Annotated in this window: 13 protein-coding genes; 2 read left to right on the top strand and 11 right to left on the bottom strand. The window is 63.9% G+C overall.

Translation table 11 applies throughout. From position 1 onward, the window contains the following. Window positions 1-103 precede the first annotated feature (103 nt). From MAXJ12_RS02725 to MAXJ12_RS02705, 5 genes are all read right to left on the bottom strand, one after another. Entirely contained in the window at window positions 104-679 is a 576-nt protein-coding gene (locus MAXJ12_RS02725; RefSeq protein ID WP_008834225.1) for a NifU family protein, read from the bottom strand. Window positions 680-818: 139 nt separating this feature from the next. After that, window positions 819-1310 carry a universal stress protein gene (locus MAXJ12_RS02720; RefSeq protein ID WP_008834224.1) on the bottom strand — a complete coding sequence of 164 codons (492 nt, stop codon included), beginning with the start codon at window positions 1308-1310 and terminating at the stop codon, window positions 819-821. A gap of 87 nt (window positions 1311-1397) precedes the next feature. Continuing rightward, window positions 1398-2465, bottom strand: a complete 1068-nt coding sequence (gene trpS, locus MAXJ12_RS02715) for a tryptophan--tRNA ligase (protein ID WP_008834223.1) — start codon at window positions 2463-2465, stop codon at window positions 1398-1400. Between the two features lie 223 nt (window positions 2466-2688). Further along, the gene (gene murJ / locus MAXJ12_RS02710) at window positions 2689-4290 is read right to left on the bottom strand and encodes a murein biosynthesis integral membrane protein MurJ (protein WP_008834221.1); all 1602 of its coding nucleotides are present in this window, start codon (window positions 4288-4290) and stop codon (window positions 2689-2691) included. Window positions 4291-4327: 37 nt separating this feature from the next. After that, window positions 4328-7135, bottom strand: a complete 2808-nt coding sequence (locus MAXJ12_RS02705; RefSeq protein ID WP_008834220.1) for a [protein-PII] uridylyltransferase — start codon at window positions 7133-7135, stop codon at window positions 4328-4330. 193 nt (window positions 7136-7328) lie between these two features. Between MAXJ12_RS02705 and MAXJ12_RS02700 the strand changes: the two genes are divergently transcribed. Then, the gene (locus MAXJ12_RS02700) at window positions 7329-8591 is read left to right on the top strand and encodes an Hsp70 family protein (RefSeq protein WP_008834219.1); all 1263 of its coding nucleotides are present in this window, start codon (window positions 7329-7331) and stop codon (window positions 8589-8591) included. A gap of 14 nt (window positions 8592-8605) precedes the next feature. Continuing rightward, window positions 8606-9577, top strand: coding sequence for a small ribosomal subunit Rsm22 family protein (locus MAXJ12_RS02695; protein ID WP_008834218.1), 972 nt, complete (start codon window positions 8606-8608; stop codon window positions 9575-9577). Window positions 9578-9639: 62 nt separating this feature from the next. On the opposite strand, the gene MAXJ12_RS02690 is transcribed toward MAXJ12_RS02695, so the two are convergent. From MAXJ12_RS02690 to MAXJ12_RS02665, 6 genes are all read right to left on the bottom strand, one after another. Then, a complete protein-coding gene (locus MAXJ12_RS02690) occupies window positions 9640-11769 on the bottom strand; it encodes a mechanosensitive ion channel family protein (protein WP_008834217.1) in 2130 nt (709 codons plus the stop codon). 132 nt (window positions 11770-11901) lie between these two features. After that, the gene (locus MAXJ12_RS02685) at window positions 11902-12915 is read right to left on the bottom strand and encodes an Ldh family oxidoreductase (protein ID WP_008834216.1); all 1014 of its coding nucleotides are present in this window, start codon (window positions 12913-12915) and stop codon (window positions 11902-11904) included. A gap of 6 nt (window positions 12916-12921) precedes the next feature. Further along, window positions 12922-13737: an ABC transporter permease gene (locus MAXJ12_RS02680; protein ID WP_008834215.1), complete on the bottom strand. Its 816-nt coding sequence runs from the start codon at window positions 13735-13737 to the stop codon at window positions 12922-12924. After that, window positions 13734-14402, bottom strand: coding sequence for an ABC transporter permease (locus tag MAXJ12_RS02675; RefSeq protein WP_008834214.1), 669 nt, complete (start codon window positions 14400-14402; stop codon window positions 13734-13736). The genes MAXJ12_RS02680 and MAXJ12_RS02675 overlap by 4 nt, the downstream gene beginning before the upstream one ends. Before the next feature lie 177 nt (window positions 14403-14579). Next, entirely contained in the window at window positions 14580-15359 is a 780-nt protein-coding gene (locus tag MAXJ12_RS02670; RefSeq protein WP_008834213.1) for a transporter substrate-binding domain-containing protein, read from the bottom strand. Window positions 15360-15412: 53 nt separating this feature from the next. Then, window positions 15413-16222: an ABC transporter ATP-binding protein gene (locus MAXJ12_RS02665; RefSeq protein ID WP_008834212.1), complete on the bottom strand. Its 810-nt coding sequence runs from the start codon at window positions 16220-16222 to the stop codon at window positions 15413-15415. Between the last annotated feature and the right edge of the window lie 17 nt (window positions 16223-16239).

Below are 16239 nucleotides of genomic sequence, written 5' to 3'. Positions count from 1 at the left end.
GACGTCCACAACAAAAAACCGGGCCGCATGGGCCCGGTTTTTTGTTGTCCGCTAGGGAGCCCCGCCCTTGTCCCGAGGCGCGAGTGCAGCGAGCCTCGCAGGATCAGCCGATCTGCTCGACGTGCTCAACTTCAGGAACGAAATGGCGCAACAGGTTCTGGATGCCGTGCTTCAGCGTCGCCGTCGAGGACGGGCAGCCGGCGCAGGCTCCCTTCATGTGCAGGAAAACCGTGCCGTTCTCGTAGCCACGGAAGGTGATGTCGCCGCCGTCCTGGGCGACCGCCGGACGAACGCGGGTGTCGAGCAGTTCCTTGATGGTGATGACGATCTCCGAATCGGCCTTGTCGTAGAACTCGCCCGCCTGGTCGGCGCGATCGGTTGCGGCTTGGCCACCGCTCGCCATTACCGGCGCGCCCGACATGAACTGCTCCATGATCGCGCCGAGGATGGCCGGCTTCAGATGCTGCCAGTCAGGGCCATCCTTGGTGACGGTGATGAAGTCGTAGCCGAAGAAAACGCCGGTGACGCCCGGAATGTCGAACAGCCTTGCGGCAAGCGGGGAGGCGGCGCGCGCAGTTTCAGCGTCGCGGAAATCGGCGGTGCCTTCGATCAGCACTTCCTTCCCGGGCAGGAATTTCAGCGTGGCGGGATTGGGGGTCGCCTCGGTCTGGATGAACATGGCCGCATCTCCGTGGGCTCAAAGTTTGGAATAGTTCTAAATAAGCCTGGTTCCGGCGACATTCAAGCCAAATGAGCCGGCTTTGGCCGCCCGTGGAGAAATGATTTTCTCCCAAGCATCGCTTGTCGAAGCAGATGGCTCAGGCGAGGCTGGCGATATCCTCGTCCGAAAGATTCTGGGGCACAACAGTCACCGGAATTGGAAATGCCGCGGCCTTGCCGGCGATAGAAGCGACCAGCGGCCCCGGACCTTCCTTGCCGGCGCCGGCGGCCAGCACCAGGATGGCGATATCCTGGTCCTCCTCGATCAGCTTATGGATCTCTTCCGCCGGCTTGCCCTCGCGCACCACCAGTTCAGGCTCGATGCCGAGCTTGGCGCGCACGGTCGTGGCATAGCCGTCGAGCGCAGCATTGGCCGCGGCATTGGCCTCGTCGCGCATGATCTTCTCGACTCCCAGCCAATGCTGGAAGTCTCCCGGCTCGATAACATAGAGCAGCACCAGAACGCCGCCGGTCGTCTTGGCGCGCGTCGAGGCATAGGCGACGGCGCGCTCGCATTCGGGCGTATCGTCGATGATGGCCAGGAATTTCCTACGGTGGCCGGCTTCCCGGATCAGTCGTTTGGAGACCATGTTCTAACCCTGCTGAGACGAGACGCCATTCCGGCGCAATCTGTCACTCGCGCCGGGCGTCGGCAAGTGGGCTTGCTGAAGGTCCTGTCAGCCGTTCAGCAAGCCGACGATGTCGCGCACCATCTTCATGTTGGCTTCCGCCATAACGCCGGCGCGTTCGCCGCCGTCCCTCAGCACGCCGTCGACATAGGTCTCATCCGAGGAAATCCGCCGCATCTCGGCGGCGATCGGCGCGAGCTTCGCCACCGCAAGGTCGGCCAGCGCCGGCTTGAAGGCCGAAAACTGCTGGCCGCCGAACTCGGCAAGCACCTTTTCCTTCGAGGTCTCGGCAAGAGCTGCATAGAGCACGACGAGGTTTTCGGCCTCGGGACGGTCCTTCAGTCCATCGATCTCGGAAGGAAGGCCGGCAGGATCGGTCTTTGCCTTTCGGATCTTCTTCGAGATCGCGTCGGCGTCGTCGGTCAGATTGATGCGCGACAGATCCGAAGGATCCGACTTCGACATTTTCTTCAGCCCGTCGCGAAGCGACATGACGCGCGGCGCAGGCCCCTCGATCAGCGGCTCGGTAAGCGGGAAGAAGCCGTTGACCTTCTCCTCGCCGACCTTCATCTCGACACCCATCCCAAGGTCGGCGATGCGGTCGGAGAAGTCGTTGTTGAACTTCTGGGCGATGTCGCGCGTCAGCTCCAGATGCTGCTTCTGATCGTCGCCGACCGGAACGTGGGTGGCGCGATAGACCAGGATGTCGGCGGCCATCAGCGTCGGATAGGCAAACAGGCCAACCGAGGCGTTCTCGCGGTCCTTGCCGGCCTTCTCCTTGAACTGGGTCATGCGCGACAGCCAACCCATGCGGGCCACGCAATTGAACACCCAGGCGAGCTCGGCATGCTGTATCACCCGGCTCTGATTAAAGACGATATGCTTCTTCGGGTCGATGCCGGCTGCCAGGAAGGCCGCAGTCACCTCACGCGTCGCCTTAATCAGTTCGGCAGGCTCCTGCCACTGCGTGATCGCGTGCAGGTCGACCACGCAGTAGATGCAGTCGTGGCTGTCCTGGAGGGCGACGAAGCGGCGGATCGCGCCGAGATAATTGCCAAGATGGAGATTTCCGGTGGGCTGGACGCCCGAAAAGACGAGCGGCTTGAAGGCGGTCATGGTTTCCTCGTGGCTTGTGGAGGGCCGTTTCGCGCGCGGCGAAAATCGAGTTGCGCTTATGGACGAAGGCGCGGGCGCTATCAAGCCTCCTGAAGGCGAATCCTGGCTGCGGACATGCTAATGGCGCAGCGGAACCGTGCTCCTTTCAGGCGCGGGCGCGCTCTGGAGCATTTCGAAACCGGCGCGGGAAAGCCGAGCAGTTTTAGCAAACTCGCTTATCCGCCTATTCAGGATCGGGCGTCGTCGTCCCGGCTTCGACCGGACGGCGTCTTCTGCGCCTGACGATGCCGATCAATTGCTGCCGGTCGACCGCGCCGGTAGCGATCACGATGGCGAAATAGGCAATCGCTGCCACGACGATGATCGCCAGTACGGTGACAAGACGAATCAGGCCTGAGGGGTTTTCCACCATCGGCGCGAGCAGAATCTGCAGCGCCCATATCAAAGCGCCCATGGCAAAACTTGCCACCGCGATCAGCACGACGCGCCTGGCCGTGACGGCGGACGGCCGGAAATCGTTGCGAGCCCACAGCGTGCCGGTGAGAAGCAGAAGATTGAGCCAGGCCGAGACCGTCGTCGCCAGCGCGATCGCCACATGGCCGTAGATCGGAAACAGCGCCAGGCTCGCGACGATGTTGACCGCGACCGCGGCGATCGAGAACCACATCGGCGTCTTCATGTCCTCGCGGGCGAAGAAGGCCGGCGAGAACACCTTGATCAGCACATAGGCCGGCAGACCTGCGGCGAAGGCGGCGAGAGCCTGGGCAGTCAGCACGGTCGCCTCGGCGGTGAATTCGCCGCGCTCGTAGAGCATCGCCACGATAGGGCCGGGCATGGCCATCAGCCCGACCGCGGCGGGCAGCGTCAGGCCGAGCGCGAATTCGAGGGAGCGGTTCTGGAGATGCTCGGCGTCGGCATGGTCGCCGCTGCGCAGCGCCCGCGACAGTTCCGGCAGCAGCACGACGCCGACCGCCACGCCGATGACGCCGAGTGGAAGCTGGTTGATGCGGTCGGCGAAGTTGAGCAGGCTGATCGCGTTGTCCTGGGCCGAGGCGATGATCTGGCCGACGAGGAGATTGATCTGGACGACGCCGCCGGTGAGCAGGGCCGGCGCCATAAGCACGAGCAGGCGCTTCACGTCGGGCGTCAGGCGCGGCAGCCGGAGCCGCATCGAAAAGCCTTCCCGCCAGACGCCCCAGACGAGGCAAATGAGCTGCAGCACGCCCGACAGGAACACGCCCCAGGCGAGCCAGAGACCGGTCAGGCGGTCATCCATGCCGCCGCGCAGCGCCGCCAGGAGAACCAGGATCAGGACGATGTTGAGCAGGACCGGCACGAAGGCGGCGAGGAAATAGCGCCGCATCGAATTCAGCACGCCAGACAGCATGGCGACCATCGACATGCAGAACAGATACGGGAACATGATGCGCGTCATGACGACGGTCAGGTCGAACTTGTCCGGCGTGTCGGAAAAGCCCGGCGCGATGATCGTGGAGACGAGGAACGGCATTGCAATGATCGCGCCTGCCGACAGGACGAGCAGCGCCGCGATCAGAACCGAAAGCACGTCCTCGCCGAATTTCCGAGCCGCCTTCATGCCTCCGCCCTCGAGTTCCTTGGCGAAGAGCGGGATGAAGGCGGTGTTGAATGCGCCCTCGGCGAACAGCCGGCGGAAGAGGTTCGGGAAGCGGAAGGCGGCATAGAAGGCGTCGGTCACCGGTCCCGCGCCAAGCGTCGCGGCGATGAGCGCCTCGCGGATGAAACCCAGCAGGCGGCTCGCCATGGTGGCGCTTCCGACGCCGGCGAATTTTTTGACCAGGCTCATGGGATGCGGGTTTCCGGAACGGCTGCGTTGTTGGCGATCATTCGGCGGCGGCCGCGGCGCGGGCCTTCACGCCACGCTGACCGGCTTCGCCCTGGAGCGTGGCGATGAGCCGGTCGCGAATGGTCTTGAGCCGCGCCGGATTGTCGATCTTCTGGCCGGTCAGGTCGCTGACATAGAATGTGTCGATGACCTTTTCGCCGAATGTCGTGATGTGCGCGGAGGCGATATCGAGCGACAGGTCCGACAGCGCGCCGGTGATTTCCGACAGCAGCCCAGGCCGGTCCAGTCCCGATACGTCGATCACGGAGAACCGGTTCGACAGGGTGTTGCGGATGTCGACGCGCGGCTCGATGCGGAACGTTTTGGAGCCGCGCTTCGGCTTGGCCCGCCGCGCGATGATCTCGGGCAGCCAGCTCTTGCCCGAGAGCACGTCCTCGATCAGCATTCCCACCCGCTCGGCCCTGCGCCGCTCGTCCTCATCGCGGTCGAATTCCCTGGAGATCAGGATCGTATCCAGCGCGCGCCCGTCGGATGTGGTGAATATCTGCGCGTCGACGATGTTGCCCCCGGCGGCCGCACAGGCGCCCGCTATCACCGACAGCAGGCGCGGATGGTCCTGCGCCAACACCGTGATCTCAGTGACCGCCTCGAATTCGTGCGTCTTGACCATGGTGGCGAGCTTCTTGCCGGCTTCGTCCGCCGCGCGGATGAACTCGGCGTGGCGCAACTGATCCTTCAGATCGACGGCCAAGAGATAGTTCTCATAATGTAGGCCGACGGTGCGCTTGCGCGCCGCTTCGGGCCAGTCGGCAAGGTTTTCGGCCAGCACTTCGCGCGCCTGCGCTGCCCGCTCGACGCGCGCCACTTCCGAGAAGCCTCCGGTCAGCAGAAGCTCGGTCTCGTAGTAGAGCGTCCTCAGCAATTGTCCCTTCCAGCCGTTCCAGACGCCGGGCCCGACACCGCGAATATCACAGACGGTCAGGACGAGCAGCAGCTTCAGCCGCTCCACCGACTGCACCAGCGCGGCAAAATCCTCGATCGTCTTGCGGTCGTTCAGGTCGCGGGTCTGCGCCGTCATCGACATCGCCAGATGGTTCTCCACCAGCCAGGCAACCGTCTCGGTATCGGCCGGCGACAGGCCCATATGCGGGCAGATGCGCCGCGCGATCTTTGCGCCGGCCTCGGAATGGTCGTCGGGGCGGCCCTTGGCGATGTCGTGCAGCAGCACCGCCACATAGAGCGCCTCGCGCCTGTTCTTCAGGCCAGGCATCAGCTTGTGAGACAGCGGGTGTATCTTCTCGCCGCCGCCGCGCTCGATTTCCGACAGCACGCCGATGCAGCGCAGGAGATGCTCGTCGACCGTATAGTGATGATACATGTTGAACTGCATCATCGCGACGATCTTGCCGAAATCAGGGATCAGCTTGCCGAGCAGCCCGGCTTCGTTCATCCGCCGCAGATTGAGCTCCGGGTTGCGGTCCGAGGTCAATATGTCAAGGAACAGCCGGTTGGCCTCGGCGTCGCGGCGCAGGCTCTTGTCGACTAAGCGGAGCGAACGCGTCAGCAGCTTCAGCGCGTCGGGATGGAATTCGAGCCCGTGCCTGTCGGCGAACCAGAACAGCCGCACCAAATTGACCGGATCGCGTACGAAGACCTGGTCATCGGCAACGTTGATGCGGTGATTGTCGACAATGAAGTCGCTGGTGCCGGCAAGCTTTCGCCGACGCCGGGAAAAAGTGAGGAAAATCCGGTTGAAACCCGGCACGTGCTTGGCCTGCTCCTCCTCCAGCGCGGCGCAGAAGATGCGGGTCAGGTCGCCGACATCCTTGGCGATCAGGAAGTAGTGCTTCATGAAGCGCTCGACGGCTGACAGGCCGGGATGGCTGGTGTAGCCGAGCCGCTCGGCGATATCGCGCTGTATGTCGAAATGCAGGCGCTCCTCGGCCTTGCCGGTCAGGAAATGCATGTGGCAGCGCACCGCCCACAGGAAATCCTCGGCTTTGAGGAACTGATTGTATTCGGCCCGCGTGAACACGCCCTGCTCAACCAACTCATCGCCGGTTCGCACCCGGTAGAAATATTTGGCGATCCAGAACAGCGTGTGCAGGTCGCGCTGGCCGCCCTTGCCATCCTTGACGTTGGGCTCGACCAGATAGCGGCTTTCGCCGACCTTGGCGTGGCGGTCGTCGCGTTCGGCGAGCTTGGCCTGGACGTACTCCGCGCCCGTACTCTTCACTACTTCCTTGTCGAAGCGCGAAAGCAGCTCGTCGTAGAGCTTACGCTCGCCCCACAAGTAGCGCGCTTCCAGAATCGAGGTGCGAATGGTGATGTCGGAGCGCGACAGGCGCAGGCATTCGTCGATATTGCGGGTGGCGTGGCCGACCTTCAGCCCCATGTCCCACAGCATATAGAGCATGTATTCGACGATCTGCTCGCCCCACGGCGTCTGTTTGTAAGGCAGCAGGAACAGGAGATCGATGTCCGAGCCTGGCGCCAGCGTGCCGCGCCCATAGCCGCCTACGGCGATCACCGCCATACGCTCGGCCGAGGACGGGTTTTGCGCGCGATAGACATGGGCGGCGGCGAAGTCGTAGAGCGACCGGATCACCTCGTCCATCAAATGCGACAGCCTGGCCGCGCAGGCCGTGCCGCCGCCATCCTCGGTCAGCATCCGTTCGGCAACCGCCCGTCCGGTCGTGATGCGCTCCTTCAGGGCCGCGAGAACTTTCGCCCGGACGGCCGGGCTGGAACCGTCGCCTTCCGTTGCTGCGGTAAACGCGGTCAACTCGCGGCGGAGTGCCGCGCCATCGATCAGCTCGTCGAGTTTCAGGGCAATCTTGGCCATCGCGCCGGGTGGAATCTCCGCTTTCAGCGCGGCGTCTATAGCGCGTTTCGGCCGGCATGGGTATGGCCCCCAACGCATCTGGCGAGATCGACGCAGAGCTGCAATGCGCCCTCCGGTCTCGACATTGCCGGCATCCTTGTGTAACCGCCTCACTCCGCTTCGGGCGGCACTCTCCACGATTTCGGGAACCACCATGCGACCGGTCAGCGGCGGAATAGATTTCGGCACTTCGAATTCCACCGTCGGGGTGATGAACGGCGGCCGCCCGCGGCTGGTTCGGCTCGAGGACGAGCACGTCACCATGCCGAGCGCGGTGTTCTACAATTTCGAGGACAATGGCACCTATTTCGGCAGGCGCGCCATCGAGGACTACACCGATCACGCCGAAGGCCGCCTGCTACGGGCGCTGAAAAGCGTGCTCGGCTCGTCGCTGATCCATGAAAAGACCCGGATCAAGGCGCGCTCGATCGCATTTTCCGACATTATCGGCTCGTTCATCGGCTACCTCAAAGGCCGGCTCGACGTCGAGCTGGGCGAGGCGGTCGACACCGTCGTGCTCGGCCGGCCGGTGCATTTCGTCGATGGCGACCCGCAGGCCGACGCTGACGCGCAGGCGCAGCTCGAAAAGGCCGCCCGCGCGCAGGGCTTCAAGCATATCGCCTTCCAGTTCGAGCCGATCGCCGCCGCGCTCGACTACGAGCAGAGCGTGACGAAAGAGGAGCTCGCGCTGATCGTCGACATTGGCGGCGGCACGTCCGACTTCTCGATCGTGCGGGTCTCGCCGCAGCGCGCGGCCGCCGCCGACCGCAAGGACGACATACTGGCCAGCACCGGCGTGCATATAGGCGGCACCGATTTCGACCGGCTGCTGTCGATGGCGCATCTGATGCCGGAACTCGGCTACAAGACGGAGACCAAGGACGGCAAGCGCAATTTGCCGGCCGGCTATTTCTTCGATCTCGCCACATGGCAGCGCATCAACCTGCTTTACTCGAACAAGGCGATGACTGATCTTCGCCAGATCCGCTACGAAGCGGCGCGGCCGGAACTGGTCGACCGGATGATCGATATCGTCAGGCACAGGCAGGGGCATTTGCTGGCGTCAAAGATCGAACGCGCCAAGATCGAGCTGACCGACTTGGCGGAGACCGCGATGGAACTGCGCCTGACCGACGAGCGGCTGAGCCTATCTATGACTCGGGCCGGCCTGAATGCGACGATAGAGGAAGCCGTGCGGAAGATCACCGATGTCATTTCCGGCACGCTGCGCGACGCGCAGGTCAAGCCGACGGCGATCACGACGCTGTTCCTGACCGGCGGCTCGACCGCCATCCCGCTGCTCAAGCAGAGCGTTCTGGCGATGTTTCCGGCCGCGGTCGCCGTCGAGGGCGATATGTTCGGCAGCGTCGGTCTCGGCCTGGCGCTCGACGCCAACCGGAAATTCGGCGCGGGCTGAGTAGAAGGCACCGGATGGAGCTTCCGCCCCCACTTCGGCAGGCCGTCGAGCAGGTTCTGGAAGGCACGCCGCTTTCCGAGCTGAAGCAGGCGGCTGACCTGCTTTCGCGGCGCTACCGCAGCGAGGTCCGGGACGGCAGGCTGCATATATCCGACGATCTAGCGGCAAAAGCCTATCTGGCGACGCGGTTGCCGGCCACTTATGCGGCGGTCCGCGCCAGCCTCGGGTCGGTGGCCGAGGGGCTGCCGGGCCTTGCTCCGAAGAGCCTGCTAGACATCGGCGCCGGTCCGGGAACGGTGCTTTGGGCCGCCGGCGACTGTTTCGACACCCTTGAAGCGGCCACACTCGTCGAGACCAGCGAAGCGATTCGCCGCGTCGGAAAACAGCTCGCGGAAGCCGCGCCGGTGCGCACCGAGTGGATCGCCGCCGATCTAGCCACCGGGCTTGCCGGCCTTCCGCCCGCCGATCTGGTGACGCTCGCCTATGTGCTGGACGAGCTTCAGCCGTCGGCGATCGAGCCGCTGGTCGACAGGCTGTGGGCGCTTACGCTGGACACGCTGCTCGTCGTAGAACCAGGCACGCCGGCCGGCTGGCGGCGCATCCTCGCGGCCCGCTCGCGGCTCATCTCGGCCGGCGCGCATCTGGCCGCGCCCTGCCCGCACAGCGCCGCCTGCCCGCTCGTTGCGCCCGACTGGTGCCATTTCTCGCGCCGCGTCGCCCGCTCCCGGCTGCATCGATTGGCAAAAAGCGGAGACGTTCCGTGGGAGGACGAGAAATTTATCTACGTCGCCGCGTCGAGAACGCTCGCCGACGCGCCCGCCGCGCGCGTGCTGGCGCCGCCGCAGACGGCGAGCGGGACAGTGCGGCTGAAGCTATGCCGGGCCGACGGCTCGGCGGTCGAGCGGCTCGTCACCCGCCGCGAAGGTGCGGCTTTCAAGGCTGCGAGACGTCTGGACTGGGGCGATGCGGCGTGGAACGAGCAGTAAACAAGTCGCCTTGCCCACAGCTGGTTTGAAGGCTCCGCTCGCTCGCCGAGGCGCCTGAAACGTCAGGCTTGCACCGGCTCGGCAGCCTTCTTGCGCATCATTGCGGTCGTTGGGGCGGCGGCCGCCGCCGACTTCTCGTCGCCGCCCACCTGAACCGTGGGCTGGGCGAAGTCGATGCCGTTGTCCCTGAACGCCTGGCTGATCATGGTGTAAGCACGTCGCCGCACCACCGACTGGTGCCCGGGCTTGGCCATGAAGGCGAAGCTCAGCTGGATGCCGAAATCGCCGATCTCCTCGACACCTTTCATCTTCACCGTCTCGAGGATTTCGGGCCCCAGTTCCGGATCCGCCTTCAGTTCGGCTCCGACGCCCTTGAGCAGCTTTTTCACCTTGGCAATGTCGGTGTCGAACGGCACGCGGATCATGAATTTGTCGATCACCCAGTCGCGGCTCATGTTCTGCACCGCGCCCAGGGAGCCGAACGGCACCGTGAACACCGGACCGCGATGATGGCGCAGCTTGACCGAGCGCAGGCTGAACGATTCCACCGTACCCTTGTAGCTGCCGCTCTGGATGTATTCGCCGACCCGGAAGGCATCGTCCAGCATGTAGAACACGCCGCTGATCACGTCCTTGACCAGGGTCTGCGAGCCGAAGCCGATCGCCACGCCGAATATGCCGGCGCCGGCGATCAGCGGAGCTATCTGAACCCCGAGCCCGGAAAGGACGATGAGCACAGCCACGGTCGCGATAAAGACGCCGAGTATGTTGCGGAAAATCGGCAGCAATGTCCGCAGGCGACCCCTGCGCGCCGCCTCCGCCGCGCTGACCGAGCCGTCAACGGTCGCGGTTTCGAGCTTCCGGCCGATATAGGCCTTCGCCATATGCCACAGCAGGTCGGCGACGAGCAGGATTATGATGCCGTGAAGCAGGCCGTACATTAACCGACTGATGGCTGAATCGCTGTCGGTCAGGGCGTTGGGATTCATTCGCCAGATCAGGCCCAGCCAAAGCACGGCGAGCAGGACCACTAGCGCACGCGCGCCGCGCACGATCAACACGGTCCGGAACGGATTTGCCGAAGTGGGAGCGTCCCTGCGCTCCGAGACCGAGGCGGCCGCCTGCCCGGTGACCGTCAGCAGGCGCGGCAACAGCAGCGCATAGATGCCGAGCCACAAAAGGCCGTTGAGGCCGGCGACCCAGAGCCCCCAAAGAGCGACGATATAGATGCTGAGCAGCCAGTTTCGCGCGCGGCTTGCCTGTGTCGCCTTTTGCACGCCGGGACGACGCCACACGATCTCGATGGCAAGCAGCACCAGGCCTATACCGGCCAGATATGAAAGCAGGCTTCTCGCGGCGTCGGAAAAGCCGAGCGGTGAAAGAAGGCTGATCGTCGCCCATCCGGCCAGAAGATAGCCGGCGAAGACAGTCAGTCTGCGGTGCCAGAAATGCGCTTCGGCGTCATCCAGGGGGATCAGCCGCGACGAAGCGCCATCGTCATCCACGCCGGCGTCGGCGGGCGGATCCAGCACGATCCGGCTGATGGCCGCCACCAGCCGGAAGGCTATGAACGCAACCAGGTATGTAAGCACAATCAGGCGCAGCAAGGGCGGCCAGGAGACGATCAGGAAGACCCCGGTACTGAAGATGGTGAAAACGACGAGCGGCGCGATCTCGTAAAGAAGGCTGGCGGCGAGATTCCCGCGCCGCGGCGTGGAATGCACGTTCGCCCCGATGGTATTCCCCGGCGCCCCAAAAACCGTCCTCCTGAACAGCCATTCCGCGCCGAAGCCGAGCGCGATCAGGCCGCCCAGAAGCATCCAGACCATTCCGAATACGTGGTTCTCGATTTGCGAGTGGACAATATCGAGGCCATTGGCGGCTTCGTCCGGGAGCCTCGGAAACGCGTTGAGGATCGCGGCGAGGTGCCCGCGAATACCGTCCTCCCACTCGGCGATCTGCGCTGCGGCGGGCAGTTCCGGATCGGCGCCAGCCGGCTTGGCCGCCTCCAGAACCGCACGAACATCGGGATCGTCCAGAAGGCGGACGAGTTCCTCTATCTTTTCATTGGTGGCGGGCGTAGCGGATTGCGTCTGCGCGAACGATGTCGCGCTCGTCCCGATCAACCCAACCAACACAAGCAGCGCCACGGCTGGAACAGTGAAACGCAGCGCCTTGATTCTGGAAATCATTACCGGCCCCTCTGATGATGCTGCATTCCGCCGATTGCAGTCTTGGTCCGAGTCTAATCTATCGGAGCAGCTTCGGCTATGACGGCGTTGAGGGAACAACAGGGCTGATCGCATTCAGACTGGTTGCCTGTCTCAGAAAGAATTGCGGTCAGCCCGGCGGGCGATCTCGTCATAGGCCGGCCGCGGAATTGCGAGACCTCGTTCGCGGGATTTCTGCCGCATGGCAACTTTGCCCTTGCCCGGAATATGCACGCCATAGTCGCCGGCCAGCCGATCCATCTGCGATCGCAGCCGCGTCTCGAAATCCGGGTCGAGGAGTTTCGGTTCTATAGCGAGCACGAACAGCCCCGTGCCGGGGGATTGCGAGCCGGTCATGAAGGCCGGTGCGTCGAGCGACCAGTTCGCGCCCGAGAGGCCGGCCGAAAGAATTTCCACGATTAAAGCAATGTTCGCACCGCGGCTGCCGCCGAAAGCAAGCAGTGTGCCTTTCACCGCGGCGCGTGCATCCGTGGTCGGGTTGCCCGCCGCATCCAGCGCCCAGCCTTCCGGGATGCTCTGGCCGGCATGGGCCGCCTTGCGGATGTTTACGAAAGCGGTGGCGCTGGAGGACTGGTCGATCAGCAGCGGCGGGCCTCCCGCCGCAGGTGCGGCGAAGGCCAGCGGATTGGTGCAATAGACTGGCTTGGTACCGCCGGCGCCGGCAACCAGCGCCGGTCCGTTGGTTGCAGCCAGCGCCGCCAGTCCGCGCCCGGCCAACCGCCCGGCGAAATAGCCGAGCGCGCCGCAGGTATAGGCGTTCTTCTGACTGAAGATGGCGACGCCGAATTTTTGAGCCGTGTCGACGACGTCGTCAAAGGCGCGGTCGAAGCCGGGATGCGCCGCGCCACCTTTGGCGTCGGACAGGATGATCGCGCCGGCCGGGCGAGCGATCTCGGGCACGGCCTGACCGTCGATGCGGCCAGCCTCCAATGCTTCGAGATAGTCGATGAAATGCGCCAACCCAACCGATACTTGCCCTTCCGCTTCCGCGGCGACCGCCGACCTGGCAAGAGAATTTGCAACTTCCGCATTCGCGCCGGCAATCATTGCCGCGCTTTCGCAGAGCGCCAGCGCTTCTTCCATGCTGATCGTCACGGTTCCGGTCATTCAATTCTAGCCCAGTCGCGCCGGGATTCTCGCTTCGAGCTTGCGGAAGGCGAAGACGATGATGCCGGTTATGCAGAGATAGATCAGCGCGAGCAGCAGCAGCGGCTCATAGACAATGAAAGTGTCCTGCCGCACCCGCGAGGCGACTGCGTAGATGTCGACGACGGTGATGGTCGCCACCAGCGGCGTCGCCTTGAGCAGAAGCACCACCTCGCCGGTCAGTGTCGGCAGCACACTGTAGATCGCCTGCGGCAGCCAGATGCGGCGGAAGACCGTCCGCCGATGCATGCCATAGGCGCGCGCCGCCTCCAGCTGGCCGCGCGGCACGCCGGCGAATGCGCCGCGCATGACCTCGCCGACGTAGCCGCCGACGGAGAGCGTCAGCGCCAGCACCGCATAGGGCCATGCCTGCCTGAGATACGGCCAGAGAAACGAGTCTCGGACCCACGGAAACTGAGGGAACAGCGAGCCCAGCCCGTAATAAAGTAGCCAGAGCTGCAGCAGCAGCGGCGTGCCACGGATCACGGTGCAGAAGGCGTTGGCCGGCCAGGCCAACCAGCGCGGGCCTGTTGTCTGGACGAGGCCTAGAGGAACCGCCAGCGCAAAGCCGAGTATGCCGGTGACGACAAGGATCCAGATCGTTCGCCAGATGCCTTGGAGGGCCAAGTCGTAATAGGCCGGGATCCAGTCCCAGCGCATGAAGACAGCGGCCGATGCGACCAGCCCCAGGCCCACGGCGATCAGCACGATGCGGTGCGGCTGCAGCCAGAGCGAAGCACGCGCCGCGGTATCGACGAGGCCGTTTGCGGTCTGGGTAGTCATTGGCCACCCCCGGCGATCCGTGGCATGCCACGCCGGGCCCAGCGCTCGACCTGCGCGATGATGACGTTGGAAAACAGCGTCAGCAGGAGATAAAGCGCGCCTGCCGCCATGAAGAAGGTGAAATAGGCCTTGGTCTGGCCGGCGGCCGTCCGCGTCTCCTGGGTGAGTTCACTGAAACCGACGATCGCCAGCAGCGCCGTATCCTTGGTGGCGATCAGCCAGAGATTGGCGAGTCCGGGTATGGCGAAGGGCAACATGGCGGGAACGGTAATGCGCCGCATAAGCAGTCCGGGCGACATGCCGTAGGCGCGGGCGGCTTCGATCTGGCCCTGCGGGATGGCGAGGATCGCGCCGCGAATGACCTCGGTCGAATAGGCGCCCTGCACGAAGGCCAGCACCCAGATGCCGGCGACAAGGCCGTTAACGTCGATGCGAGCGTAACCAAGGGCTTCCAGGACGCGATTGATCAGGTCGGTTCCCGCGAAATAGAGAAGCAGGATCAGCACCAGTTCCGGCACGGCGCGGACGATCGTAGTGTAGACTTCCAGCAGGTCGCGCACGATCGGCCCGCCATACAGCTTGCCATAGGCCCCGCCGGTCCCGATGGCGAGGCCGAAGCCGAAAGCGCCGACCGCGATCACCACCGAATTCATCAGGCCGCGCAACAGATTGCCGCCCCAGCCCGGCGGCTCTAGCGCCAGGAGATCGAAAATACTCGCCTGCGACAGCGGAAGAAGAAACGCTTCGATCGGCCCGATCCTATTTTACGAGCGGGTCAATCCCGCCTTCGATGTGAACGCGGCTGCACGGATTTTCATCCGCGCAGCCGCCATCACAGCCGGTCAGCTGCCGAAAATGTCGAAGTCGAAGTACTTCTTGGTGATCTCTTCATACTTGCCGTTGGCGCGAATGGCCTTGATCGCGGCGTTGATCTTTTCCTTGAACTCCGTGTCTTCCTTGCGCACGCCTGCGCCCACGCCCGGCCCGAGGATTTCGAGATCTTCGGCGACATGGCCCTTGAGGTCGCAGCAGGCGGCGCCCTGCTCTGATTTCAGGAAGGCGTCGAGCGCGATCGAATCGGCCTGTGTCGCGTCGATGCGTCCGGCGGCAAGATCCTGATTGGCCTCGTCCTGGGTCTGGTATTCCTTGATCTCGGCGGCTTCAGTGAAGTGCTTCTTGGCGTAGGCCGAGTGCGTCGTGGAAACCTGGACGCCGATGATCTTGCCCTTGAGGTCTTCGGGCGTCGCGCCGAACTTCTCGCTCTTGGGGCCGACAATCGCGGTCGGCGTGTTGTAGTACTTGTCCGAGAAGTCGATCGTCTTCTTGCGCTCCTCGGTGATCGACATCGAGTTCATGATCGCGTCGATCTTCTTCGTCGTCAGCGCCGGAATGAGGCCGTCCCAAGGGATCGGGGTCAGTTCGCATTCGAACTTCGCCTCCGCGCAGATTGCATGGGCGATCTCCACCTCCCAGCCGGTCCAGTTGCCCGAGGCGTCGGCGGAATAGAACGGCGGATAGGCTTCCGGCGAAAAGCCCACCTTGACCGGCTCGGCGCCAGCGGCGGCGAGGCTGGCTATTCCGAAAGCCAGCGCCATCGCGGCGGTTGCGAGTATTTTCTTCATGTCACGCACTCCCATTTTGTTTTGGTTGATTTGTTCCCACTATTCGCCCGCAATCAGTGGATGTTGCGGATGAATTGCTTCAGCTTTTCGGACTTTGGATCGCCGAAAATCTGCTCCGGTGGTCCTTCCTCTTCGACCAGCCCGTTATAGAGATAGATGACATGGCTCGCGACCTGACGGGCGAACTTCATCTCATGTGTCACCAGCACCATGGTGCGGCCTTCCCGCGCCAGATCGGCGATCACCTTCAAGACCTCGCCGACCAGTTCCGGATCGAGCGCGGATGTCGGCTCATCGAAGAGCATGACGCGCGGCTGGACCGCCAGCGCCCGGGCGATCGCCCCGCGCTGCTGCTGGCCGCCCGACAGAAAGGCCGGATAGACGTCGCGCTTCTCCGCGAGCCCCACCCGTTCCAGCAGCTTTTCCGCGTTGGCTACGGCCTCGTCGCGCTTGATGCCGAGCACATGCACCGGCACCTCGATGACGTTCTCGAGCAGCGTCATGTGGCTCCAGAGATTGAAGCTCTGGAAAACCATGCCGAGCCTGGAGCGGATGCGCTCTATCTGGCGGCGATCGGCCGGCACGCTGCCGCCGTGGCCATCCGGTTTCAGCCGGATCTCCTCGCCATTCACACGGATAAGACCGCTGGTGGGGTTCTCCAGGCAGTTGATGCAGCGCAGCAGCGTCGACTTGCCCGAGCCGCTGCCGCCGATGATCGCCACAACTTCGCCGTCGCGCGCCGACATCGAAACGCCTTTCAGGACATGCAACTGGCCGAACTTCTTGTGCAGGTTCTCGACGTGAATGGCCTCGGCCGCGACATCAGCCGCGCCTGAAAGCGATTCTTCACCGGCATTGCTCATGCCGTATAGCCTTTGCG

The sequence above is a fragment of the Mesorhizobium alhagi CCNWXJ12-2 genome, assembly GCF_000236565.1.
In the GTDB taxonomy this organism is placed as follows: Bacteria; Pseudomonadota; Alphaproteobacteria; order Rhizobiales; family Rhizobiaceae; genus Allomesorhizobium; species Allomesorhizobium alhagi.
Note: the sequence above shows the minus strand (reverse complement) of the source record. Positions and strands in the feature narration are given on the sequence as shown.